At 43.6% G+C, this 23,312-nt stretch carries 22 protein-coding genes and 1 pseudogene; 13 read left to right on the top strand and 10 right to left on the bottom strand.

The genetic code is table 11. The features are described 5' to 3' along the window. The first annotated feature begins 407 nt into the window (after window positions 1-407). The 5 genes from ACM5QX_RS08610 to ACM5QX_RS08590 all read left to right on the top strand — a co-directional run bounded on the left by ACM5QX_RS08610 (window position 408) and on the right by ACM5QX_RS08590 (window position 4,829). Window positions 408-881 (top strand): hypothetical protein, encoded by a 474-nt coding sequence (locus ACM5QX_RS08610; RefSeq protein ID WP_414753179.1) that lies wholly within the window; start codon window positions 408-410, stop codon window positions 879-881. After that, entirely contained in the window at window positions 878-2,053 is a 1,176-nt protein-coding gene (locus tag ACM5QX_RS08605) for a PrsW family intramembrane metalloprotease (protein ID WP_414753178.1), read from the top strand. Before ACM5QX_RS08610 ends, ACM5QX_RS08605 begins: the two co-directional genes overlap by 4 nt. A gap of 49 nt (window positions 2,054-2,102) precedes the next feature. Further along, on the top strand, window positions 2,103-3,917 hold the full coding sequence (locus ACM5QX_RS08600) for a mechanosensitive ion channel family protein (RefSeq protein ID WP_414753177.1): 1,815 nt from the start codon (window positions 2,103-2,105) through the stop codon (window positions 3,915-3,917). 248 nt (window positions 3,918-4,165) lie between these two features. After that, a complete protein-coding gene (locus tag ACM5QX_RS08595; protein WP_414753176.1) occupies window positions 4,166-4,609 on the top strand; it encodes a hypothetical protein in 444 nt (147 codons plus the stop codon). 79 nt (window positions 4,610-4,688) lie between these two features. Then, window positions 4,689-4,829, top strand: a complete 141-nt coding sequence (locus ACM5QX_RS08590) for a hypothetical protein (RefSeq protein WP_190872261.1) — start codon at window positions 4,689-4,691, stop codon at window positions 4,827-4,829. A 179-nt stretch (window positions 4,830-5,008) separates the two neighbouring features. Here ACM5QX_RS08590 and ACM5QX_RS08585 read toward each other — a convergent pair whose 3' ends face one another. Both ACM5QX_RS08585 and ACM5QX_RS08580 read right to left on the bottom strand, forming a co-directional pair. Beyond that, window positions 5,009-5,701: a TIGR00266 family protein gene (locus ACM5QX_RS08585; protein ID WP_414753175.1), complete on the bottom strand. Its 693-nt coding sequence runs from the start codon at window positions 5,699-5,701 to the stop codon at window positions 5,009-5,011. A 145-nt stretch (window positions 5,702-5,846) separates the two neighbouring features. Beyond that, on the bottom strand, window positions 5,847-7,967 hold the full coding sequence (locus ACM5QX_RS08580) for a M13 family metallopeptidase (RefSeq protein ID WP_414753174.1): 2,121 nt from the start codon (window positions 7,965-7,967) through the stop codon (window positions 5,847-5,849). 1,431 nt (window positions 7,968-9,398) lie between these two features. Here ACM5QX_RS08580 and ACM5QX_RS08575 point away from each other — a divergent pair. The 4 genes and pseudogenes from ACM5QX_RS08575 to ACM5QX_RS08560 form a co-directional block, all read left to right on the top strand. Then, window positions 9,399-9,815 carry an SH3 domain-containing protein gene (locus ACM5QX_RS08575; RefSeq protein ID WP_414753173.1) on the top strand — a complete coding sequence of 139 codons (417 nt, stop codon included), beginning with the start codon at window positions 9,399-9,401 and terminating at the stop codon, window positions 9,813-9,815. 88 nt (window positions 9,816-9,903) lie between these two features. Continuing rightward, entirely contained in the window at window positions 9,904-10,419 is a 516-nt protein-coding gene (locus tag ACM5QX_RS08570) for a hypothetical protein (RefSeq protein WP_414753172.1), read from the top strand. A 271-nt stretch (window positions 10,420-10,690) separates the two neighbouring features. After that, the gene (locus ACM5QX_RS08565) at window positions 10,691-11,320 is read left to right on the top strand and encodes a peptidoglycan-binding domain-containing protein (RefSeq protein ID WP_414753171.1); all 630 of its coding nucleotides are present in this window, start codon (window positions 10,691-10,693) and stop codon (window positions 11,318-11,320) included. A gap of 297 nt (window positions 11,321-11,617) precedes the next feature. Beyond that, window positions 11,618-11,698: pseudogene (locus ACM5QX_RS08560) on the top strand (molybdenum cofactor biosynthesis protein MoaE); the annotation flags it as partial. 102 nt (window positions 11,699-11,800) lie between these two features. On the opposite strand, the gene ACM5QX_RS08555 reads toward ACM5QX_RS08560, so the two are convergent. The 7 genes from ACM5QX_RS08555 to trxA all read right to left on the bottom strand — a co-directional run bounded on the left by ACM5QX_RS08555 (window position 11,801) and on the right by trxA (window position 18,563). Further along, on the bottom strand, window positions 11,801-12,610 hold the full coding sequence (locus ACM5QX_RS08555; RefSeq protein WP_414753170.1) for a peptidoglycan-binding protein: 810 nt from the start codon (window positions 12,608-12,610) through the stop codon (window positions 11,801-11,803). A gap of 214 nt (window positions 12,611-12,824) precedes the next feature. After that, a complete protein-coding gene (locus ACM5QX_RS08550) occupies window positions 12,825-13,826 on the bottom strand; it encodes a M23 family metallopeptidase (protein WP_414753169.1) in 1,002 nt (333 codons plus the stop codon). A 427-nt stretch (window positions 13,827-14,253) separates the two neighbouring features. After that, window positions 14,254-15,117: an isocitrate lyase/PEP mutase family protein gene (locus ACM5QX_RS08545; RefSeq protein ID WP_414753168.1), complete on the bottom strand. Its 864-nt coding sequence runs from the start codon at window positions 15,115-15,117 to the stop codon at window positions 14,254-14,256. Window positions 15,118-15,264: 147 nt separating this feature from the next. Then, on the bottom strand, window positions 15,265-15,978 hold the full coding sequence (locus ACM5QX_RS08540; protein WP_414753167.1) for an SDR family NAD(P)-dependent oxidoreductase: 714 nt from the start codon (window positions 15,976-15,978) through the stop codon (window positions 15,265-15,267). A gap of 253 nt (window positions 15,979-16,231) precedes the next feature. Next, window positions 16,232-16,897 carry a nitroreductase family protein gene (locus tag ACM5QX_RS08535; protein WP_414753166.1) on the bottom strand — a complete coding sequence of 222 codons (666 nt, stop codon included), beginning with the start codon at window positions 16,895-16,897 and terminating at the stop codon, window positions 16,232-16,234. A 102-nt stretch (window positions 16,898-16,999) separates the two neighbouring features. Next, window positions 17,000-18,097 (bottom strand): alkene reductase, encoded by a 1,098-nt coding sequence (locus tag ACM5QX_RS08530; protein ID WP_414753165.1) that lies wholly within the window; start codon window positions 18,095-18,097, stop codon window positions 17,000-17,002. Between the two features lie 133 nt (window positions 18,098-18,230). Further along, window positions 18,231-18,563 carry a thioredoxin gene (trxA, locus tag ACM5QX_RS08525; RefSeq protein ID WP_010996030.1) on the bottom strand — a complete coding sequence of 111 codons (333 nt, stop codon included), beginning with the start codon at window positions 18,561-18,563 and terminating at the stop codon, window positions 18,231-18,233. A gap of 77 nt (window positions 18,564-18,640) precedes the next feature. Between trxA and ACM5QX_RS08520 the strand changes: the two genes are divergently transcribed. The 4 genes from ACM5QX_RS08520 to ACM5QX_RS08505 all read left to right on the top strand — a co-directional run bounded on the left by ACM5QX_RS08520 (window position 18,641) and on the right by ACM5QX_RS08505 (window position 22,824). Next, window positions 18,641-18,979, top strand: coding sequence for an ArsR/SmtB family transcription factor (locus ACM5QX_RS08520; RefSeq protein ID WP_011321422.1), 339 nt, complete (start codon window positions 18,641-18,643; stop codon window positions 18,977-18,979). A 119-nt stretch (window positions 18,980-19,098) separates the two neighbouring features. Then, window positions 19,099-19,347 carry a hypothetical protein gene (locus ACM5QX_RS08515; RefSeq protein ID WP_414753164.1) on the top strand — a complete coding sequence of 83 codons (249 nt, stop codon included), beginning with the start codon at window positions 19,099-19,101 and terminating at the stop codon, window positions 19,345-19,347. 147 nt (window positions 19,348-19,494) lie between these two features. After that, complete coding sequence (locus ACM5QX_RS08510) at window positions 19,495-21,735, top strand: CHASE2 domain-containing protein (protein ID WP_414753163.1); 2,241 nt, start codon at window positions 19,495-19,497, stop codon at window positions 21,733-21,735. Window positions 21,736-21,774: 39 nt separating this feature from the next. Then, window positions 21,775-22,824, top strand: a complete 1,050-nt coding sequence (locus ACM5QX_RS08505; RefSeq protein WP_414753162.1) for a VOC family protein — start codon at window positions 21,775-21,777, stop codon at window positions 22,822-22,824. Window positions 22,825-22,900: 76 nt separating this feature from the next. Here ACM5QX_RS08505 and ACM5QX_RS08500 read toward each other — a convergent pair whose 3' ends face one another. Continuing rightward, window positions 22,901-23,251, bottom strand: a complete 351-nt coding sequence (locus ACM5QX_RS08500) for a DUF1257 domain-containing protein (protein WP_011321426.1) — start codon at window positions 23,249-23,251, stop codon at window positions 22,901-22,903. Between the last annotated feature and the right edge of the window lie 61 nt (window positions 23,252-23,312).

The following is a 23,312-nucleotide window of genomic DNA, read 5'->3' as shown; positions in this document are numbered from 1 at the left end:
AACAAATGCCAAGGTGTTGGAGAAAGGTCAAAGGTTAAAGGATAAGGGGAAATTTCAGCCCTTTCCCCTATTTTTGCGAGCAGTCTACTAAACAAAAGCTGGAAAAGCGGCACAGGAGCAATGCGTTTATCGCATCGCTTTTAACAGTTTTCTCGTTCGCTGGAAGTGCAACAGTCTAAACACCATATAGTCCGGCGGCTACCAACGACCATCTTTTGAGACACGGCAAAACACAAATCACCCTCATCAGCTTCACGTCTGTCTAGCCTCGCAAAAAGGAAAATTGTATGTCCCCCCTAAGACACGAAGCCCCCGTACCGGTTGAATATCGACTGCTTGGACTCGATCGCCGGCTCATTTGGCCGACGGTGAGCGTTTATCTTGTGGTGTTTTTATGGTCGGGAGTCATGCCAGCCATCAACGAGGCTGTTCATAACAAGGAGGTTTTAGCAGGGACAGTTTATAATGTCGGCCCTGTAAGTTTTACGCCAACCCAAGGCTGGGTGATAACTAAGACCCCATTCCCGGTCGGGAGTTCATCAAACGCAGTGGTCTCCAAAGATGGCGTCACGTTTAGCGTCAAGAGCGGTGTCTGGAAGGGAACCGCCGAGGAACTCCTCAACCAGATCGTGAAAGACCAGAATGAATTTATTGTCGAGGGTAAATTAGTTCCTGTTACAACACTGCAAAAGGTTGCCGGAGTAGCTAAGAGAATTAATGGCCCCGACTATACTGGTCTACTGCTCGCATACGTTGATGGCAAGGGTCAGGCAGTCGAAGTGATTGTCAAGGGCCCGGCCGCTACCTCCACACAACTGGAGCAACCGATCGCTGACATGATTCAGAGCATTACATTTAAACCAAAGGAGGGCGATTCGTGACTAGCACTTCCAAGAGTGAGGACACAATCCGCAAGGCTGCCATCGATCGTTCAGGCTGGAGCAATTCCGTCCGATTTTTTCAGCCGCATAACCCGGCGTGCTACCTGTATTGGTTGCTCGTACTCAAAGGCATTTACGTCTTCTGCGGACTTTTGTTCGCCAGCGCCATCTATCCCAGCGCTTTGTTTATTGCCCTCTCCTCTGAGGCACTGTATTGCCTGCCTTGGATCTGGTTTCTCACGCACAAAGATCGCTATGAACGTGAGCCAGCCAAGCTCGCGCTGCTCGGCTTTCTCTGGGGCGGACTAGTAGCGCCGTGGGTTATGGCGCTCCCTGGCAATGGTGCAATCCTATCCCTATTTGCGAAGCTGACCAGCTTCGACTTTTATAACCATTGGAGTCCGGCCCTCACCGCACCCATCGTGGAAGAAAGCTCCAAATTCGTCGGGCTGGTCATGCTCTCTTTACTAGCACGCAACCATGTCCGCAACGCCTACGACGGATTTCTGCTTGGTGCGTTTGTGGGTCTTGGCTTTCAGGTCTTTGAAGACGTGTCTTACATTGTGGGCGCCGCCGACGCAAGCTTCGGATCGCAGCAGGTTGCTGATGCGTTCCAGGTATTGGTAGCACGTACAGCGGCCGGTTTCTGGAGTCACTCGCTCTACACGGCGGTTGCGGGTACGGGGTTTGGCTACTTCCTCGAAGCGAAAAATCGCTCGTTCGGACATCGGCTCGCGGTTTTGGTAGGTTTCTTTCTGTTGGCTTGTCTGGCTCATAGCTGTTGGGATGCCATTATGGGGTTTATCGGCTTCGGGCTTATCGGCATCGTCATTGGAACGGTTGCGATTTTGCTTGCTTGGCGCTTCTCCGAGCAGCGTCAACGCAAGTTTGTCCGCGTCCTGCTGGCTGAGGATGTTGCAAACGGAATCGTGACAGAAGCCGAACTGGATGCGATTTCCAACCGACCGAGAAATCGGCGAGCTTACCTGAGAGAGATCAAGTCCTCATGCGGGACTGACGCAGCAAAACGCACTGGGTTCATACTTGATGCGGCAATCGATCTTGCAGAGGCAATTGCATCTACGGACAGTCTCGATAGTCCGGCAGCCAAAGCCGCGCGTGCGGAGATTGCGAGGGTGCGTGGTGCCGCACAGTTAGGTCGATTAAAGTAGATTACAGCCGAAATGCCGAGGCGATCAAGAGTGCCTGATACAGTAGAGCATGGCTTCAAGATCGAGTTGGCCAATCACTTTACCAGAGATTATGTTCCTGTCTAATCGCTTCCTCCATTCAATAATTCGGTTTGTGCTAGTCAGCGTGATGACGATCGCAATAGTACTTGGTTGGAGTGCGATCGCCCACAGTCAACTGTCCTCATCACCCACCCCCGCTTCTAACGATCCGTACAAACCGCCTAAAGGCGTTACCCGTCTCGGTGAATATGAAATTGCCAATGTGAATTCACCACTAGACAAAAACCTTTTATTTAAGGTTGTCTCTCCCACTATTTTTAATCGCGACCAACCGCCAGAGGGAAGTCTGCCTGTGGAAGTACGTGCTGAAGAAATTACGCAACGGCTGATGCGAGCGCTCGATAGAACCAACAAAGCCAAACAAACTGCCATAATTTCTGTTGCCACCCTGAATAACCGCCTAATCCTCCAGCTTAATGACGATCAAAAGTCCCGTTCTTTAAGGCTGGTGACAGTGACAGAGCCAGATGCTGACTACTATGGTAAAACACTGGAGGAATTGGCCCAAGAGTGGCAAAAAATATTACAAGCAGAAGTGGAACGCATCGAGCAACTCTTCTCACCTCAGGTATTGTCTCAACGGGTTGGGCAGGCACTACAAATCAGCATCGGCTTGGTGTTAGGCAGTGTTGTGTTATGGTTCTTGCGGCGAACTCTAATTCGCAAACAGACGGTATTGCAAGCTCGTTATCAAGAGCATATAGCTGAGGCAAAAGAGGCTGCGGTCAAACGCTCTCAGGCAGAAACATCGGCCAATATTCAGGCAATCGACACCAGCGAATCAGAGGCACACACCATCGCCGATGGGCGATCGCAATTTCTAGAAATCATCCAGCGACAGTTCACTCTCCAGCGCCAACTGGGGATCTATTCTTTTCTCACCTTGCTACTGTTTTGGGCGTTTATTCTCGGATGGTACATCGGCATTCTGGTCATCATGTCTCGCGTCCCCTACCTGATGAGATGGTGGAGTGAAGCTTTAGCCCGTCCCCTCGCGCTGCTGATTATTTGGTTTTTCACTAGTATTGTCATTCGTCTTGGCAAAAGCTTAATTGACTATATCATCGATGTCTGGACAACCTATCCCTCTCTCCCTTTGAGTGAAACTCAACGGATTACTCTGCGATCTGCAACAGTTTCTGGGGCGTTAAAAGGATTAATCACCTTTGTTTTCATTACCTTCGGTATCTTGCGGACTCTAGACATTTTTAATGTACCCACTAGTTCAATTTTGGCAGGGGGCGCTGTCATCGGTATTGCAATTTCCCTTGGTTCCCAAAATTTGATGAAAGATTTGGTCAATGGCTGCTTAATTTTGATGGAGGATCAATTTGCTGTGGGAGATGTAATTGAGATCGGGAATAAAAGCGGACTGGTGGAAAATCTCAACCTACGCGTGACTCAACTACGCAATAGCGAAGGTAAGTTAATTACCATTCCTAATAGCAATATCACTGATGTCAACAACTTAACCCGCCTTTGGTCGCGGGTAGACTTTTCTATTGTGGTAGCCTATGAAAACGACCCGAAGCAGGTTTTAGAGATTCTCAGGCAAGTATCCCAGCAATTGTATAGCGAAGTGGAATGGCGCGATCGCCTGCCAGAATTGCCCGAAGTCCTGGGCATTGATGACCTCTCCCACGCGGGTATGCTAGTGCGCGTTTGGATTAAAACGGCACCGATGGAACAATGGAATGTTGGGCGAGAGTTCCGTCTACGAGTGCGCCTAGCCTTTGAAGCAAACAATATCCAGATTGGCAGACCACAATGGATTACTTACTAGAGAAGAGCGGAAATCCTCTAATCTTGAGCTTGTAGCGAAATAATTGTAGCGACCTGCAATACTAATCGCTCAAACCTACAATCAAGACATTTACAAACCAGAATTTTTTAATAAATGTGATATTAAATTTATAACATTAACTGCTTTCCTATTTTTTATTGAAATTTGTATAAAAGTTAAAACTATATACCGTTATAAAGGTATGATATTTACCAGTTCTTCTTAAGCTTAAGGAATTGTTTCTACATATGTTTAAATCTGTAATTATTTCTTCCTTGCTTATTGCTACCGCTAGTTTAAATAGCTTAACTGTTACAGCGCAAGAGCCACCAGCGAATACATATAAAAGTGGGTTTTGGCAACCAGTGGCAAGATTGAATAGTAAAACTCCTATAAGTATTCTGATAATTAATAAAGCAGGTTTTTCTATAGATTATGGGATAACCGATGCAAAAGCGAAACAGCCTTTAATTAAACCAAAACAGCAAGTAACTCTGCGAAATATTAAATATCCTCTACAGTTAGTTATCTATCCTGATTACAATATTGCAGGCAGTGCTAATTATTTTCTGCAATACAATGTTAAATTAAAAAATCAAATTCTTGAGGTTACTGTTGAAGAAGCTGACAATCCAAATGAAAGTCATCGTGCTTTAGACATACAAGAAACAGGAGCAATTTACTTATATTAAGAACCATCCAATATTATCTAATCACAAAATCAAATTTAAGATTGCTAACTCTAAAAAACGCCTTCACCTTTATCGTAGTTTGCTGAAAATTATTGTTCACAAGGTTGTTCCCGATCGTCCTGCACGCAGCGAACCACGAGTCACTAAACGCCGCCCCAAAGCTTATCCCAGATTGACCAAGCCCCGGCAAGAATTACGTAAACAATTGCAGACTGCTTAATTGATAAGCGTTAGAGCTTTTCTTAGCTTATATCTTGCACCATTAGTTTATTGCGAAAATCGAAGCCCTAAACCCTTATGATTTCGTAGGGTGGGCATTGCCCACCACCTGCTTATTGAGAAGGTGCAAGATGTCAGTTAGTGCCATTCGCTTACGCCCAAAAAATCATCGCTAGAACATCAGCTACTACTGCTGCTGCTGATGGACTTGGGCAGCTTAGGAATCAACCAAGAGAGAAACTGATCCTGCGATCGCGTCTGAATCAAAAACTTGCCTGGCCCCGTCAGATCGACCACGAACCCCTCACCGCTAAACAGAAAGGTCTTCATGCCGCCAATGGCGCGGGTCTGAAAGGGCATCGATTCGGGTAGCGCCACTAGGTGTCCGGTATCAATGGTGAAGGACTGCCCCGCCGCCAGGGTAATTTCGTGAATTGCCCCGTAGGAGGACACCACTATTTGCCCCATCCCCTGGGCGCGCAGCATAAACAGCCCCCCACCCGTACCAAAGAATGACTTCGAGCCGCCCCACTTTGAGTCAATCTCAACCCCTATGGCGGATGCCACGTAGGCCCCCGACTGCACCAGCATCGGCTCGGTGATGTCGAGAATTGTTAGGTCGCCAGGGAGGGAGGGAGCCACCAGCACCTCACCCCCCTGGCTCGGAGCCGTGTAGATATTTTGGAAAAAGCTTTCGCCACCGAGGAGCGATCGCTTCAACGATTGCATAAAGCCCCCCATAGCCTTGGTCTCTAGGGTAACGCCGTCAGACATGCCCACCATCGAGGCGGCCTCTACCCGCACCTGCTCTCCCTTTGCTAGGCGTATGCGCCCCAGGGTGTAGGCGTGCTGGTACATCAATTCAATTTGCATAGTCAAGACTCCTAATCAACGGTTAATAAGGCTGTTCTGTGGAAAAAAGGGATTTGCTCAGGAATTAACGGGATGGGGCAGATTGGCGATCGCCCGCTCCAGTACTTGCTTAATCTGCTTTTTAGTTCTATGGATCTCAGATTCCCTACCAAATCTTCACGCGGTCTTTCTCATCGCGCCACAAGGGATCGCCCGGTTTGATGTCAAAGGCTTTGAAAAATCCATCCTCATGTTGGAAAGGAGCAATGCCTCGATAAGCACCGACTGGATGCCCATCGGTTGCTGTATTTTGGCGGAGAGCGCCTTCATTTTCTTTCGTAGCCCATAACTGCGACCAAGCAATAAAGCAACGCTGTTGGGGTGTATAGCCATTAATCTTTTGATTGGCTTGGGGATTTTTCTGCAAATACTGCTCTAGTGCTTGATAAGCTAGGCTGACACCACCAACATCAGCCAGATTTTCCCCGACCGTCAGCTTTCCGTTCAATCTCACTCCCGGTAGCACTTCAAAAGCATCAGCCTGCTTCACCAGTTTGTCAGCCTGGGCTACGAATTTGCCCGCATCTTCTTCAGTCCACCAATTTTGCAGATTACCTTGAGCATTGTAGAGCCGCCCTTGACTGTCAAAGCCGTGAGTAATTTCATGTCCAATCACAGCTCCCATCGTACAAAAGTTCACGGCTGCATCGGCTTTGGGATCGAAAAATGGTTGTTGTAGGAAAGCCGCAGGAATCTCAATTCCGTTGATGCCAGGATTGTAACCTGCATTAATAACAATAGGTAATGTGTATCTCGGAACGGAAAATTCATCGCGGGTAACGGGTTTACCAAACTGGGACAGATCGCGGCGATTGAGAAATTCATTGGTTCGGATCACGTTACCAAAAAAGTCATCTCGGCGAATATCAACACTGGAATAATCGATCCATTTCTCTGGATACCCTACTTTGATTACCATTCGGTCTATTTTCTCCAGTGCTGACTTGCGGGTAGCATCAGTTAGCCATTTATTTGCTGCCAGCCGCGCTCTGAACAAAGTTTTAATCTGCTGGATTATTCCCTCTACCTGTTTTTTGGCTTCGGGAGAAAAATATTTCTTGACATAGAGTTGAGACAAGGGATGACCATATTTTTCGGAGACGATATCAATCACACGTTTGTTACGCGGCTCAAATTCAAATTCTTTGCCATAATATGCCTTGTTCAAGGCAAGTAAAGGCTTGTCAAATGCCGGGGTTAAGTAGGCGATGTTTTGGTTTAACAAACCCCAACGCAAATAAGTCTTGATGTCATTGAGCGGGTATTCTTTCAGTATCCTGTTGATCTCTACCAATGAGCCAGCATCGACAACAACGACATTTCCGTTAGTAGGTAATCTCAACTCCTGAAAATATAGCTTCATATCTAAATTTGACAATAAAGCCTGAATCTGGGCAAAAGACATCTTTTTATATATGCGGTTGGGATCTCTCTGCTCGGCAGGGGTAAGTTGCTTGCTGGCAATGCGAGTCTCGATTTCTAAAATCTTTTTGGCTGCGGATATCGCTTCTTCTGGAAAGTTTCCAGCAATTGTCAAGGTGGCTGTCACATAATCCAAATAGGCTTTGCGGATAGCATCTCTGTTTGCACTCAAATAATCCTCTTGAGTTGGTAAGCTCAGGCTACTACCAGCTAGGTAAATTGTATTGATTTTGTTATTTTGCCGATCTGGACTTACGCCCACCTGCACAATGATTGGATTACTAAATGTTATTTGTAGCTGGGCAAGGGTTTTTGTTAACTGTTGGGACGAATTGATCGCCCCAACACGGTCAAATAGTGGCTTTATGGGAGAGACTCGCAAACTTTCTAACCGCTTCACATCCATCCCCGAAGTATATAAATCACCCACTTGTTGCAATGGGCTGCCTTTTGCTGCTTTGGTACTTTGGGCGACAGCCTCTTGTGTTATCTGGTCTAATTGCTGGGAAACCTGAACCCTCCGTAGTTCAAACCCGGAGACACTCAATTGATCAGGAGGAATCTTGGCAGCATCTAGCCATTTGCCTGCGGCAAATCGATGGAAGTCTTTTTTGGGATCTACAGTAGTATCCATTTTCTCTACAGAAAAACCCAGAGGAAACTGCTGTTGAGAAACTGGTTCAGATGCTTTGCTCTTGGGCTGATCGCTGACAGCGATGCTACAGGATGTAGTGCAAATTCCCAGTAACAGAGCCATGCTGCTAGTTAACCAGGGAGAGAGGCGAAATTGCTTACTTTTTTTCATGTTCGTTTCTTTGTTTTTTGTTTATCGGGATATGATGGCGTTTTGTTCTTCATAGACATCGCCCAGAAACTTGCTGACACTTAATGAAAAACTGGATTTTTATTTCGCCACCAGATTTTCACCTGCTATGAGAATGGTTTCCTAACGCAGTGGTAGTGGCTGTCGCGTAATTCCCCAGCAACAGAATGATGCTGCTAGTTAAGCACCAAGAGACGCGAAATTGCTTATTATTTTTCATGTTTATGCTCAACGATATAAAGGATTTTTGGGATTTGGCACAACACTCTAGCCTCTAGCCTTTCTCACCCATCAATCTGCACATTACTTTAATTCAATCTTTGGACTCAATACCATATTCAGATGAAATTTGATGTTTACTTCTCATTTCTTTAAGTATTTATTACGGTTAATCAATCTTCTGCGCTTAGATAAATTTAGTTTTGACTCTTCTAAGTAGATATCAAAAAAACCATAATTGATTGTTATTTTCTCATAAGAGTTCGATTCTAGAAATAGACAAATACAAAATTATTGCTATTTTCATTAATAAATAAGTAGGTCGCTGTGAATATTTAGTATTGGGCGGAGGCAGGAGGGAAGAAGGTTTCAGCCTATTTTACTTTTCTTTACATAGTTAGTTTTTTTAACATCGTTCTACTTAGAACAATTCTTAAGAAAGTATAAGTATATCTGTGCAAATAAACAGGAGTATATAGCAAAAAGCAATCACTGTCTATTTGGAATGTTTTAAAAAAAGCAGATGTTCACAATCTCGTCTTAAATGACGTATGTGATACTTTTATTGGTTAATTTATCTCTTAACTGATTTAAGTAATATTTTTTCAACGTAATCTAATCAATAGATACTTTTTGCCCTGAGACAAATAAAATATAGAAAAATAAAATTCAACACTATTATTAAGAAACCCTTTAAATATATCTGCAATTAGTATCAAAATTTTAGTATTACATGAGTATCAAATCCTTGCACAGTAATAGTTAAGCCCTGGTTTTACAATAAGTCTAAATAATGGGAGTGTTTTTAGTAACAGTGCAGGCGAGTTAACTGATTTATCTGCACTTGAGGTAAATAAGGAAACATGGCAAATTTAATGCTGTAGAAGAAATTTAGACTTTATGTTCCTTGTCTTTCTTAAAACATCGGTAAGCGCAATGCGCGAATCTGTGACAAAAGCGAAAATCGGTATCATATAATACCAGTAATATTTTTTGTATTTCCTTAACTCCAGTGATATAGGAATCCGATTGATTTGATCTCTAAAAAATTCTCAGTATCTGTAGGGTGGGCAGTGCAACGGCACAACCCCGATCTGGTGGGTAGTGCATCGGCCTAATTAGCTCCAGTGATAGATGCAATTGAGATGGAGTGAGTTGTGAAACGTTCATCATATTAGCTTAGGAAACAAAACTATGAAAATTAGAACCTCACTTTTGGCAACTGTTTTATTTTTAGCGTCAATTGCTCCGGCTTTCTCAGTTAAAGCAAATATTGTTAATCCACAAGTACAAGGAATTAATGATGTTTCCGCATCCTCAAGTCCTTCTTCCGTCAATCAGTCCAGCCAACCTTATCTAATTGCTAGATCTAATTGGGTGAGGCTCACAGGAAGTCGCTCAAGAAGAATTACTTTGCGTTCAAGGCCAACTATTAACTCTTCTAGTAAAGGATATGGTTTAGGTGGCGATCGCGTCCAAAACCTACAATGCGTTCAAGACAGAGACAGAGGTGGTAGAGAACGTAATTGGTGTCGGGTTAAGTTCCCCAGATCGGGAGCAGTTGGTTGGATTCGTAGCGACAACCTGATTTTTAACGATGGCGGTGAATAAAATTAATATCTCTATGGTTCAGGTGTACTAGACAATTAAAATTATTAGGAATCAGATTCGATTATAACTCGTATCATCGGGACTGCCTTTGTTCGGAAAGCATAAGTGTCAGGAGGCGATCGCCACCATGAATACATCAATCAAAAGCTCATTGAATACCTGGACATGTTCCATTTTAGGAACTGTTGTAGTGAGTTTAGGGCTTATTTCATACATCAAGGTTGCTGATGCCGTTCCCAATGGAGGTAGTTTTTCCGGTCAAGGGCAAGCAAGTGGTGCTGTCTTTGCCAATGGTAAACAAGCAAATGCTTCTCTAGACTTTAATGGACGAAATTATAATGTAGGGCTGGTATCGGGGAGAAAGTCAGAGGTACGTTACATCGGCACTATCAATCAGCTGCGCGGTACTAACTCCCGCAACCCCAATAGTTTTGTGTTAAGAGGTCAAGTTCAGAGTTTCGCTACATCTACCACTAACCTGCGGGTTGCTAACACCAAAGGAACTTGCCGGATTGAAGTATTTGATATGCGAATTAAATCTATTTCATGTAGCACTAAGGTTGCCGATAGTTTCACCCGATTTACAGGTATGAGTCAGTTTTAGCGATGGGCTTCTCTTTGAGAGGCTTTGCCTAGCCGTAGGTGATCGCCTGATTCATTTCCTCTTGTGGTTGACTCTCAAACTACCGAAGAATACTAGTAGCTCAAGTACTTAAATATTTGAGTACTGAAATCGCAGTCAGAAAATATTGATGATCGCTGCTACCTCTTAAAGATTGAGCGGCATCTTTCATCTTCTTGGAAAAGTACAAGTTTGACGCAAGTTTATTCAATTTTGTATTTGTACTATTTTTACTGAATCAAGGTGTTCATCAATGGAATTTATTGCTTATTCATCTATGTTTATTGCCAACCAAGAGGCAAATGGTCAGGCAGATATTGACTATGAACTTCCCAAAATTAACTTAAATTTACCAAAACTGTTTAAGTCTTCAGCTTGGTTGTCGTTAACTGGTTTCATAGTATTTTTTACTGCGATTACTCAAGTTTCAGCAGCATTCGGTGCTTATGTCAGAACTAACGGTAGTTGTCTAAATGTGCGTGTAAGTCCTTACATTGGTTCAAGGATTGTAGACTGTATTCCCAATGGTGTAAGAATTAACAACAATGGTAGAGTCAACGGCTTTGTTCGCCTATCTAGAAATAGATATGTAGCTGCAAGATGGGTAGGTGGTTCCTACAATTACAATAATCGTCCAAACAACCCAAACTATGGTGGAGTGGGTGGACGCTTTACACTCAGTTATGGTTCTAGAGGTAGTGCTGTATCACAAGTGCAAAGACGTTTAGGAATTAACCCTACAGGCTATTACGGAAATACAACTGTTCAGTTAGTCCGAGAGTTTCAAGCCAACAATAACCTGCTTGTCGATGGTGTAGTAGGGCCTCAAACTCGCAGAGCTTTATTTAATACATATAGCTCTGTAGATGAAGGGTATTTGTAGAAAACCAGTAATCCCAACAGTTTTCTTTATAAAGTTGGGATTTCCTGTTTCGTTGTTATCAAGGCGACATCATGCCCAACCACATCGTTGCAACCTATCAAAATGCCATTGAACAGGAGGCAGAAAGCAGAACAGATCAGGGGTTTGATAATTTGTGTCTCCATATATCGTAGAAGAGTCAATATCTAGCAGAACTCAACGCAACCATCGAAAATGGTATTAATTCAATCAATCGGCGATCGCCGATGCCATCATCTTTAGTTTGACAAACTATTAGCACGTAATTGCTTTCTCTTTTGGAAAAAAGAACATTGGCAAGATGGTTCTAGCACTTGGGTAAGTATTGGTGCTTGTGAACAGTCAGGACAAAATTGTTAAAATTCCCTCAGTGCTTGTCTATAGCAGTGCTTCGTCTAGGTAAAAACTTACCCCACAGCTTCTAAACTATGGGGTAAGGGCAACAATATTTCGCTAACTTTATTAACTTCTTAATAAGGCGCTGCGAGTTTCTGGCCCAACTACACCATCTACACGTAAACCATTATTGGCTTGAAACTCACGCACTCGGCGGACTGTTACCGTACCATAATATCCTGTGGGTTCCACACCAAGCGCTCTCTGTACTTCGGAAACTGCTGAACCGCGAGAACCAAAGCTTAGTGTTACAGGGCCACCGATTGGTGGTTGGTTTTGGTTCCCTCTAAACAGTGCGTTGCGGGTTTCTGGGCCGACGATACCATCTGCACGTAAGCCATTATTGGCTTGAAACTCGCGCACTCGCCGAGCTGTTACTGCACCATAATACCCTGTGGGTTCGACTCCGATCGCTCTCTGCACTGCGGAAACTGCTTGTCCACGAGAACCAAGGCGCAGTGTTACAGTTCCACCAACACCAGGGCCGGGTTGAGTTGGACGGCCGCCAGACATTCCACTCACCCATCTAGCTGCTACGTATCTGTCACCAGATAGGCGAGCAAAACCGTTGACGTTACCAGTGGAATTGATTTGAGTTCCGTTAGGGATACAGTCTACGACTTTGGCATTGGTGCTAGGAGAGGTACGCACATTTAGACAACTGCCGTTAGTACGCACGTATGCCGCCAAAGCACCATTAACTTGAGTTAAGGCTGTAAACAATACCATCAAGCCAGCTACAGACAGCCAAGCGGAAGACTTGAGCAATTTGCCCCAGCTAAAATCAAACTTTGGTAGTTCATATTCGAGATATTCAGTCTGACCATTTGCCTCTTGGTTAGCAATGACCATAGAGGAATAAGCAATAAATTCCATTGGTGAACACCTTATGACTAACAGCTAAAAGATGAGAATAAATACCAGATTTGTGTACTTTATACTACTGATCATAAAGTCTTTTCCCTTTATGTATCAGCAAAAAGTAAGAAAATTTATAAAAACAATTGTCGGCACGTTTTTTATCATTGATCAAATTTAAAGAAATATCAGCAAAGACTCATCTTTTTACTCATAGTTAACCAGAATGTTTTTATTTATTAGAAGTATAAAAACTATCGGTACGTATCTGACTACCATTACGCCAAATTTCCACTTGTTCCGGACTAACTACGTAAGAGAAACTACCATTATCTGCCTGATATCTATCTTTACCAATACTCCAAGCTGGTATTTTGACGGGTTGGGTTGGATTTTGTTTCAACTCACCAATATAAAACAATTGCCCATTTTCGTTGCAGACTCGGACTACTATGTTTGTTGTCTCACCTTCAAGCAGCGTTAAACCACTGCATCCCGTATCAGTAACTATTGGTGCAAAGGCTATGGGAATGTTTTGCGCAGGTGAAACTGGCTGTTCTACGGGGATTGGGATGGAGGGAGTAGGGGAAGAATTATTTTCAGGTTTGCTTGGGGGATTTTCCCGTACTCGCCTGACTTGATTAACTTTAGCAGTATTACTAGCAACAGGTTGTGAGGGAATTTTGCTGGCGGTAGCAGATGCTAAAACAGTCATTGGGTTAACCGCTACTTTCCCATTGGGATAATATTCAAAGTGTAAATGTGGTGCAGTACTATTACCTGTAGACCCCATTTCTGCGATGATTTGTCCTTGTTTCACTTGTTGACCTTTGCTGGCTAACAAACGGCGATTATGTCCGTAAACAGTGACGCTACCATTGGGATGTTTAATTTCGATAGCATTACCTAGTCCCCATTCATCCCATCCGGCTTTAACCACTTTCCCAGTCGCCGCCGCGAAAATGGGTGTTCCAGATGGGCCGGCAATATCAATTCCTTCATGTTGATATTTGCGAAAGCCTTGGGAAATATATCCTTGCGTAGGCCAAATCAAGTTAGTACTAAGAGTTGGAATAGGAATGGCTATAGGTTTTTGTGGAATTTGAGAATTACCTGCTACTTGAGTTGAGGCACTAGTATTTGTACTAGGGACTGCAATTAAAGAGGCTAAAGTAATACATACATAACTAAAGCAGCGAAGGATAGTATTTTTTTTGGCTAGTTTTAAAAGCATAAAAAATTTTTCGGATACATAATTGATATTCGCTATTTCATGCTCATGCTGGAATTATCAGGGAAGTTTTTGGTCAAATTTATAACTTTAATAGATACCTTACATAAAATGGACGGACGCTGTACTCTGAAAGTGTCACGGTAAGTTAAATTTAGCAGAAAGACCTAAAAATAAGGCTTATTTAATAGAGTACCCACAATTTAGAAGGAAAATTGAAAATGGATAGTGGGTAAAAAGGGTGTAAGGGTATAGGGGTATAAGGGTATAAGGCAATACGCTTTATTTCAGATATAGGAAAAAATCACAAAACCTCGATACTGCTGGGTTTTGTTGTTTGAATGTTACTCCACTCTAATCTTCTGAGCTTGCAGGCAAGATGCTGATCCTAGCTAATCTTGCCATAGTCGGGAAATGATAATTATTTGACTTAGGATTTAAACTTTTGTTCCATTTGCAGAAATTGGGGAACGCCCACAAGGGCTTGAAAATCTTGAAAGTTCACTATGTCAGTCAAATTAGCTGTGGTTCCCTGTTCTTTGATATGACTTAAGCAAGCTGTTAAAGTTTGCGTTACTGCCAATAAACCCGTAAGGGGGAAAAACACAATTTTAAAGCCTAAATCTTGTAGTTCTGATGCGGATAGTGGGGGAGTTTTGCCGCCTTCTACAATATTGGCCACTAGGGGTGTGTGAGGGAAAGCTGAGGCGATCGCTTTCAATTCTGCCACAGACTGGGGAGCTTCCACAAATAGTATATCTGCGCCTGCCTCAATGTAAGCATGACCACGGGCGATCGCTTCCTCTAAACCCAATGGGCCACGGGCATCGGTACGAGCAATAATGACTAAACCACTCTCACCCCGCGCCTCTACTGCTGCACGAATTTTGCCAGCGTGTTCAGATGTGGGTATAACTCGCTTCCCTTCAAAATGTCCGCACTTTTTCGGCCATTCTTGGTCTTCTAACAATACGCCCGCCACACCCAACTGCACAGCATCCTTGATAGTCCGCATCACGTTTAAAGCATTGCCATAGCCAGTATCTAAATCGGCAATGAGGGGAACACTCACAGACTGAGCAATACGCCCCACACTGTAGAGCATTTCCGTAGCTGTGAGAAAACCGTAATCTGGCAAACCCAAAGTAGATGCAGCAATACCAAAACCACTGGTAGCCACCACATCAAAACCGATATTTTCAGCCAGTTTGGCACTCAGGCAATCGTAGATACCAGGAATTACAATAATTTCAGGATTTGCAAGTAACTGCCGCAGTTTGTGGCTAGAAGACATATAACATTACAACTTACGCAACAGTTTGAGGATACAGCAACTCATACCAATTCAAAATTCAAAATTTAAAAAATCAGATGCTATCTGGGTTTTACTTGATTTCAGTGAATTGGTATAATAACTAACACGCGCTCGCGTAATCAACTTTTAGAAACGCTCAACCCAAGGACGAAGCTCTACTTCCCATGTCCAAGCGCTACGGGGTTGGCGGAGAATATTGAGATAGGTTTGAGCGATCGCATCTGGGTCTAGGGTACTATCAGGATTGTCTGCTGGATCTGGGCGCTGGCTAGAGCGAATTGCCCCATCGATGACAAAATGAGCTACATGAATATTCTTAGGTGCAAGTTCTCTGGCAATACTCTGGGCTAAACCACGCAGGGCAAACTTACCCATTGCAAAGGGTGCTGAGTGGGGATAACCTTTGACGCTAGCTGAGGCTCCGGTAAAGAAAATAGCACCACTACCCTGCTGTAACATTCTTTTGGCTGCTTCTTGGGCTACTAGAAAGCCTCCGTAAGCCGAGACTTCTAAAGTTTTCGCCACATCAACAGGGTCTAGATCAATTAAAGATCCCCGCACTCGCCAACTGGGATTATAAACAACCACACCAGGGGAACCTAACTTATGATCAACATCAATAAATAACTGCTTTACCTCGTCTGGTTTGACTGCATCCGCAACAAAACTAACTGCGTCAATTTCACTACTCAACTGCTCTAGTTTATCTATTTGTCGAGCCGCTAAAGCTACTTTAAATCCTTCTTGGGCAAACAGGCGAGCAATGGAAGCGCTAAGTCCACTACCTGCTCCTACTATTAAAGCTGTTGTTGGCATGGGTTGAATTTTTCTAAAAGTCAAAAATTTTTAGCCAGTATATATAGGATTCATACTTGATTTCTAAAATCTTAAGTAGGGGAGCCACTGCGCCCTTACGGGTTCCCCGATAACGCCAGTGGCCTTACCTACAGATACTTAGATTTTGATGCGCCAGCACAGGCTACGCCAACAATAATCAAATCGGACTCCTATAAGCCTCAAATAGCATTTGTTTTTGCCTTGTGTCTGTATTCGTCAGGACGTACTCACAAAAATTTTCCCCCCTCCCTACTCCCTAACCTACATAGGGATTATCAATTCTGTCTACAGAGACATTGTTAGACAATGGCAGACGACCTGGATTTAAACGTGGTTCTGCTGCATAGCCTACAGGAACTAAAACAGCGATCGCTAAATCGGAATTATCCGCCGCACCAATTACTTCTTTCACTTGGTCTTCAATCCAGCCGTTCATAAAGCAGGTGGATAAGCCTAAACTTTCTGCTGCTAATACCAAATGGGTAGCAGCAATAATGGCATCTTTAATCGCATATTCCCGGCGCTTATCTCCCAGTCCTGCTTGAAATTGGGGAATAGCATTTCTAAAATAATTCACAGTCCCTTCATTCCAAGCCCCAGTGGCTAACGCTGTTTCAAAAACCGGGGTTAAGTCTCCTTCGCCGACGCTGGAATCGGCAGCGAAAACAAAAGTTACAGGTGCTTCGATAATTTGTTTTTGGTTCCAAGAGGCGGCAGAAAGGGCTGCTTTTTGCGCCTCATCTTGAACTAAAATAATTCGCCAATCTTGAATGTTAAAGCTACTGGGTGCGGCTACAGTCAAGTCTACTAGTTGTTTCAGTAATTCTGGGGCAATGGGGTCTGTTTTAAAAGTTTTAATCGAGCGACGCTGAACTATAGCGCTGGGTACATCTAGCGGTTGAATTTGGGTGATGGTACTCATGAGATTCTCCCGTATGATTGATGATGCTATGAAAAATAACTGACAACTGAAAAGCGCAGCGCAGTAAAAGTTTACCTGCCAGTAGAGTACAAGAATTAATCCCTATTTGCTAGCAACCTCTAAAAATGGATAATCTGTATAGCCTTTTTCGCCACCACCATAAAAGGTTGTGGGGTCTGCCTGATTGAGTGGTGCGTTCACCTCTAGGCGTTCAGGTAAATCAGGATTGGAGATAAACAGCGTCCCAAAGGCAACTAAATCTGCTGCTTTGTTGGCTATGACAGTATCGCCTTTTTCACGGGTATAACCACCATTAACAATGAGTGTACCTGTAAAGCGATCGCGTAGATGGCTAGTAGGTACAATTGTGCCACCATGTCTAATGTCTGCGTCTATAGCTTCAAAGATATGTAAATAGGACAGATTGAAGCGGTTTAATGCTTGAGCTACGTAACCAAAGGTTTCTAAAGGATGAGAGTCACGGATATCGTTAAATGTCCCACTAGGCGATAGTCTGACTCCTACCCGTTGGGAATCCCACACACTTGTTATCGCCTCGGTTACTTCTAATAAAAGTCGGGCGCGATTTTCAATCGCACCCCCATACTCGTCTGTACGTTGATTCGTCCCATCCCTGAGAAACTGGTCAATTAAATAACCATTCGCAGCATGAATTTCTACACCATCAAACCCAGCCGCTAGGGCGTTTGCTGCTCCTTGGCGATATTGTTCGACAATGCCGGGAATTTCTGATGTCTCTAAAGCGCGAGGCGTAACATAGGGTTTCTTGCCTTCATAAGTTAACACCTCACCTTTAGGCGCAATGGCTGAAGGTGCTACAGGTAACTCTCCATCTGGTTGCAAGTCAGGATGAGATATTCTGCCGACGTGCCACAGTTGCAGAAAAATTCTGCCACCTTGCTGATGTACAGTATCAGTTACTAGTTTCCACCCTGCTACTTGTTCTGGGGAATGAATGCCTGGTGTATGGGGATACCCTTGTCCTTGGGGTGTCACTTGGGTGGCTTCGGCAATAATTAATCCTGCTGAAGCGCGTTGACCATAGTAGATAGCATTAAGTTGATGTGGTACATTACCCTCACCAGCTCTTTGTCTGGTTAAGGGAGCCATCACTATCCGGTTAGGTAATTTTAGTTCTCCTAATTGGTAGGAAGAGAATAGGTTGATATTGGTAGACATAATCTCAGTTTCTCGTAATTGGGGTGTGGATACTGGGAAGATAGAAGCAGGGAGCAGAGGAGAGTTCTTATACAGGTTATTTCCCTTTGCCTCTCTGCTTCATCAAACACCTGAAGCTTGTGATAAATGCGGGTTACGCTTCTTGAATATGCTGTGTTAAAGTCTTAGTCAATGTGGTCTTGGAAACAGCGCCTACTACTGTATTAACTTGCCTTCCTCCCTTAAACACCATTAGTGTAGGAATGCTACGAATTCCGTAATGACTGGCAACAGTGGGATTTTGATCTGTATTCAGTTTTACCACTTTCACTAGTCCTTCGTATTCGCTAGCCACTTCATCCACAACCGGCGCTACCATCCGACAAGGGCCGCACCAAGGGGCCCAAAAGTCCACGAGAACTGGAACGTTGCTATCCAGAACTTCTTGCTTGAATGTGGCTTCTGTAACATTTGTAATGGATGACATATTACTTGCCCCTTAATTCGTTTATTCGATATTATCGAATAATGAAAATATAATTCATTTTCAGAGATAATGCAACTATGAGATTTCTGTATCATCCAGACCGAAAAGATATTTCTTTACCAGGAGTGCTGTATGCCTTAGGTGATCCAGCACGATTGGAGATTGTGCGGTTGTTAGCAAGCAAGGGGGAGCAGTGTTGTGCTGAGTTTGATTTTGCGATCGCCAAATCCACTATGTCTAACCACTTCAAGATTTTGCGAGAATCAGGAGTAGTTCTGACCCGTAAAGAAGGGACACAGCACATCAATAGATTGCGGTATGAAGACCTAGAGGCTTTGTTTCCTGGTTTATTGGATGCAGTATTGCGATCGGCTCAACCGTTGTTGACTTGTCAACAGTCAGTCATTGTTAAATAATATCGATTCTCTCGGATAATTTTGAAAACATTCTCTAAGAGTTGTGGTTAAATTGAACATCAAGTATCATGCAGGCTATTTACCCTATTAGTAGAGATGCTTGCAGGGAGGATGAAAGAATGAGGGTTTGGCTTGCTTGTTTTGTGGTTTTGTTTGCCCTAGCAGAGTTATTTGATTGGGTGAAAGGATTTGCCCTACCATTACCCATTTACATACTTGGTGGGGCCTTCTTGGCTGTTGCTTCCAACTATGACAAGATTATTGGCTACTATTTCACTGATGTAAGCATTAATGCTTCACTCGAAGAACCCCAGTTAAATTTACCCTCCCCAGTTTCTAATTTGGTTGAAGAAGATGAAGGGGCGTAGGTAGTAGACTGGGGGAGATGAGGAATAGCAGTTGACTAATGATGAATAACTAATGACTATCGATCGCCTGTAGCCAGTAACTTGCTAAATTAAAGAAAGCTCTAGTTGGTCAGCTTGTAACAAAATTTTGGCTACTGCCCCAATCCTGTGATTATTGGAATATCAAACAAACTCCGCGCTGCTTTCATTAAGGATAAAAGTTACCGTGACACTTCTGTTAACAAGAACTGGTGGCAAATAATTTTAGTCACTAGTTTGGGAGTCACGGCTTTGGTGTGGGGAGTTAGGGAACTGAAATGGTTACAGTCTTGGGAATTAAAAGCTTATGATCAGATGTTGCGATCGCGTCCTGTTGAACCACCTGATTCACGAATTCTACTAGTCACAGTTACTGAAGAGGATCTAGCAAAAAAAGGTTGGACTTTAGCTGATGATACCATCAATCGACTGTTAACTAAACTCGCATCCTATCAACCCCGTGTCATTGCTCTCAATCTTTACCGACCAGAGCAGACAAATCTAGGGGCGGGACTGGAAAATCCCACCAATATTATCAGCGCCTGCTTATCAAGCAGTATGGGTAGGTCAGAAGTACCACCACCGCCAAATTTCCCGCCGGAGAATATCGGCTATAACGATGTGATTTCTGATATTGAGGAAGACCAAGTTGTTCGCCGTGCTTTGGTGTTTTCTGAACCCAATGATAGTAAATGTGCGACACAATTCTCAATTGCAGGTTTAGCCGCAATTACCTACCTAGAACAAACAGGTATTCACGTCGATTTTGAAAAACATCAATTTCATCTTGGTAAAACTGCCTTTCCTATCCTGACACCTAATTCTGGTAGTTACAAAGGTGTGGATGCTAAAGGTTATCAAATATTACTCAATTATCGTCATCCTAATTATCTAGCTCCAACATTCACCCTGACAGAAGTTTTAAACAACCAAGTTAACCCTAACTTAGTCAAAGACCGTTTGGTAATTATTGGCACCACTGCATCTAGTATTCATCCAGGTTTATATACACCTTATAGTGCCGCAAAAGGGCAACCAACCAGAACCCCATCAGTTTTTATACATACACAAATCGCTAGTCAGCTACTGAGTACAGTATTAGATGGACGACCTCTGATTTGGTACTGGCCTGACTGGGCTGAATTGCTTTGGCTGTGGGCTTGGTCATTAGTAGGTAGCATTTTGGCGTGGCGGCTCAAGCATCCTTTACTAGTCGTCGTAGTTTTAGGTATAGTCTTAACGGGTTTAGTAATAATTTGCGCTGGTTTATTTCTGCACGCTGGGTGGATACCTTTAATTCCACCAGCTTTAACTTTAGTTATGAGTGGAGTGAGTGTGATGACTTATAGAACTTACCGCACTCAGCAACAAACTAAGGTAATCATGTTGCAAGTGGAGAAACAACAAGAGGTAATTGAGCAGTTAAACATCCTCTTGAACGAAGCAACAGCAATAGCAGATACTACAGCGTTCTATGACCAACACTCTCACCATGATTCTGTTGTGGTCACACCCAGAAAAAAAGCTGATGATTTATTATTGGGTGGTCGTTATTCCATTTCCAGTGTACTGGGTGCTGGTGGATTCGGTCGTACATATCTAGCACAAGATACTCAAAGACCAGGGAATCCTACTTGTGTGGTAAAAAAGTTAATGCCAGCACGCAAAGATACAAAGTTTTTGCAAGTGGCGCGGCGTTTGTTTATTACAGAAGCAGAAATTTTAGAATCTTTGGGTCAGCATCAGCAAATTCCGGCGCTGCTGGCTTATTTTGAAGTGAATGAAGAATTTTATTTAGTAGAACAGTATATTGCTGGGCATACTTTGTATGAGGAATTACCACCTGTCACAGGTTTACAGAGTGAAGCTTTTGTCATAGAAATGCTCAAAGGAGTTTTAGAGGTTTTGGCATTTGTACACGAACATCGGGTAATTCATCGGGATGTCAAACCAACTAATATTATTAGGTCGGCGGAAGATAATCGCTTAGTATTAATCGATTTTGGTGCAGTCAAGTTGATGCAGCCACCAACTGATCAAAAAACAGAATTAGCTACGGTAGCCATCGGGACACGCGGTTATGCACCACCAGAACAATTTGCAGGACATCCCCGTTTGGCTAGTGATATTTACGCTGTGGGGATGATGGGGATTCAAGCACTCACGGGAATATTACCCCAAGAACTTCCACCAGACCCGGAAACGGGAAATGTGATGTGGCGGAGTCATGCCACAGTTAGCGAAGAACTAGCACTAATTTTAGATAAGATGGTGCGTTATCATTTTAGCGATCGCTACCAATCTGCTACGACAGTCCTACAAGATTTAAATCGCATTTCTAACTTGATACAAACACCATCCATTTCCTAAAGTGTAGACTAGTCTAGGCAAGATCAATATGAATTTGGCATGACTCAGGGGCAAGAAACAGCGATGGGCTACGCCCCGCCTTTGGCGATCGCTGGTATATATGAAGTATGTATAGGCGTTCCCGATCCCATTTTTGCGATTCAATATTGGGAGCAATTTGGCTATCGTATTGGTCAAGTTGGTGAATTAGCCCAGGCCGCCGCGTATCAATTGTATGGTGTAAATTCTGGTTTGCGATCAATTCGCCTTTATCACCAAAATGCAGATCATGGTTTGATTCGGTTGATGGTTTGGCAAAACCCCACAAATCCAGGGTTGGGTTTATCTTCAATGAAAATTAAGGGTAATCGCTGGGCTACTAGCTTAACTGCGGATATATTAACAGTCTTAAATCACGCAGAAGATGCAAAGTCCTCCGGTTGGGCTGTGAGGTACAGTTACCCTTATTGGGAAGTCATTTATAACAAAGAGAGAAAAAGCCGTCCTCTTATTGATCCAGCCGTGGGAGTGAGAGAAATGTTACTCTTGCAACCCTTGACTCGTCAGGTATTGTTCCAACGGTTTGGCTATACTCTACCCCATTACGGAGAAATTCACCAAGCTAGCACATTTAAGACCAGCCAGTTTACCCATATGGGTATTATTGTTCAAGATGACAGCAAGGAAAGCCTGAAATTTTATGAAGAGGTTTTGGGCTTGTTGCGTGTGCGTGATGATGTGGAAACTAGTTATGAATCTTCACCAGCCGGTCGGGATTTATTTGACCTGAAACCAGGGGAAAAGTTTATTGTCACTACCTTTGATGACCCCCGTTCTTCCCAGTCTGACTTTATGGCTGCACGTAGTGGGAGACTTTATGTGATTCGCTTTCCCGAAGCCATGAATTTAGAGTCACGCTTTGAAGCCGCCCAGCCTGGTAGCTTGGGGATGTCTCTTTACACTTACCGCGTGCGAGGATTGGCAACATATAGCGATCGCATCAAGTCCAGTCCTGTACAAAAGTTTACTAGTATTATTGAAAATGAATTTCGAGAAAAAAGTTTCTCTTTCATTGCACCAGATGGTTACTTTTGGAATTTGCTGGAGTAGAAGAAGCATAAAAAAAGCGGGCTAACCGCTATGACGTGGTTAACCCGTGCAGCTTTGGGAACGCGCAGAGAAATTGTTATTGCAATACCAACTTCACATTGGCGTTTTGTAAACCGCGCTGTTTTACTTCAGCCAAGGTTTTGTTAACAGCATATTTTTGGTTGATGGAGTTGATCAACTCGGTTTGGTTGTGCTTTTTAGCAACGCCCCACAGGTCAGCGATTAGGTCAAAAGAACCATCGCTGTTGCGAGACCAACCTAGATCATATTCGCCGTCCAAAACTGCAACGATGTCGGAGCGAACGCGCTGACCATTGTAACCACGAACATCAGCTTCAGTCTTTACGCTGATGCCCAGGTCGCGCAAGGAAGCTTTGAGGATTTCGGCATCGGTGATTTTGGTGCGGAGAGTGCTAAAGTGAGACATTTGGGTTTCCTCCAATGAGAAGATTGAGAAAAAGGACAACGTTTTTTTTCAGGGAAGCCGC

The organism is Anabaena sp. CCY 9910 (assembly GCF_963920875.1).
GTDB lineage: Bacteria > Cyanobacteriota > Cyanobacteriia > Cyanobacteriales > Nostocaceae > Trichormus > Trichormus variabilis.
The sequence above is the reverse complement of the archived record's forward strand: the minus strand, read 5'-3'. Positions and strand labels throughout refer to the sequence as shown.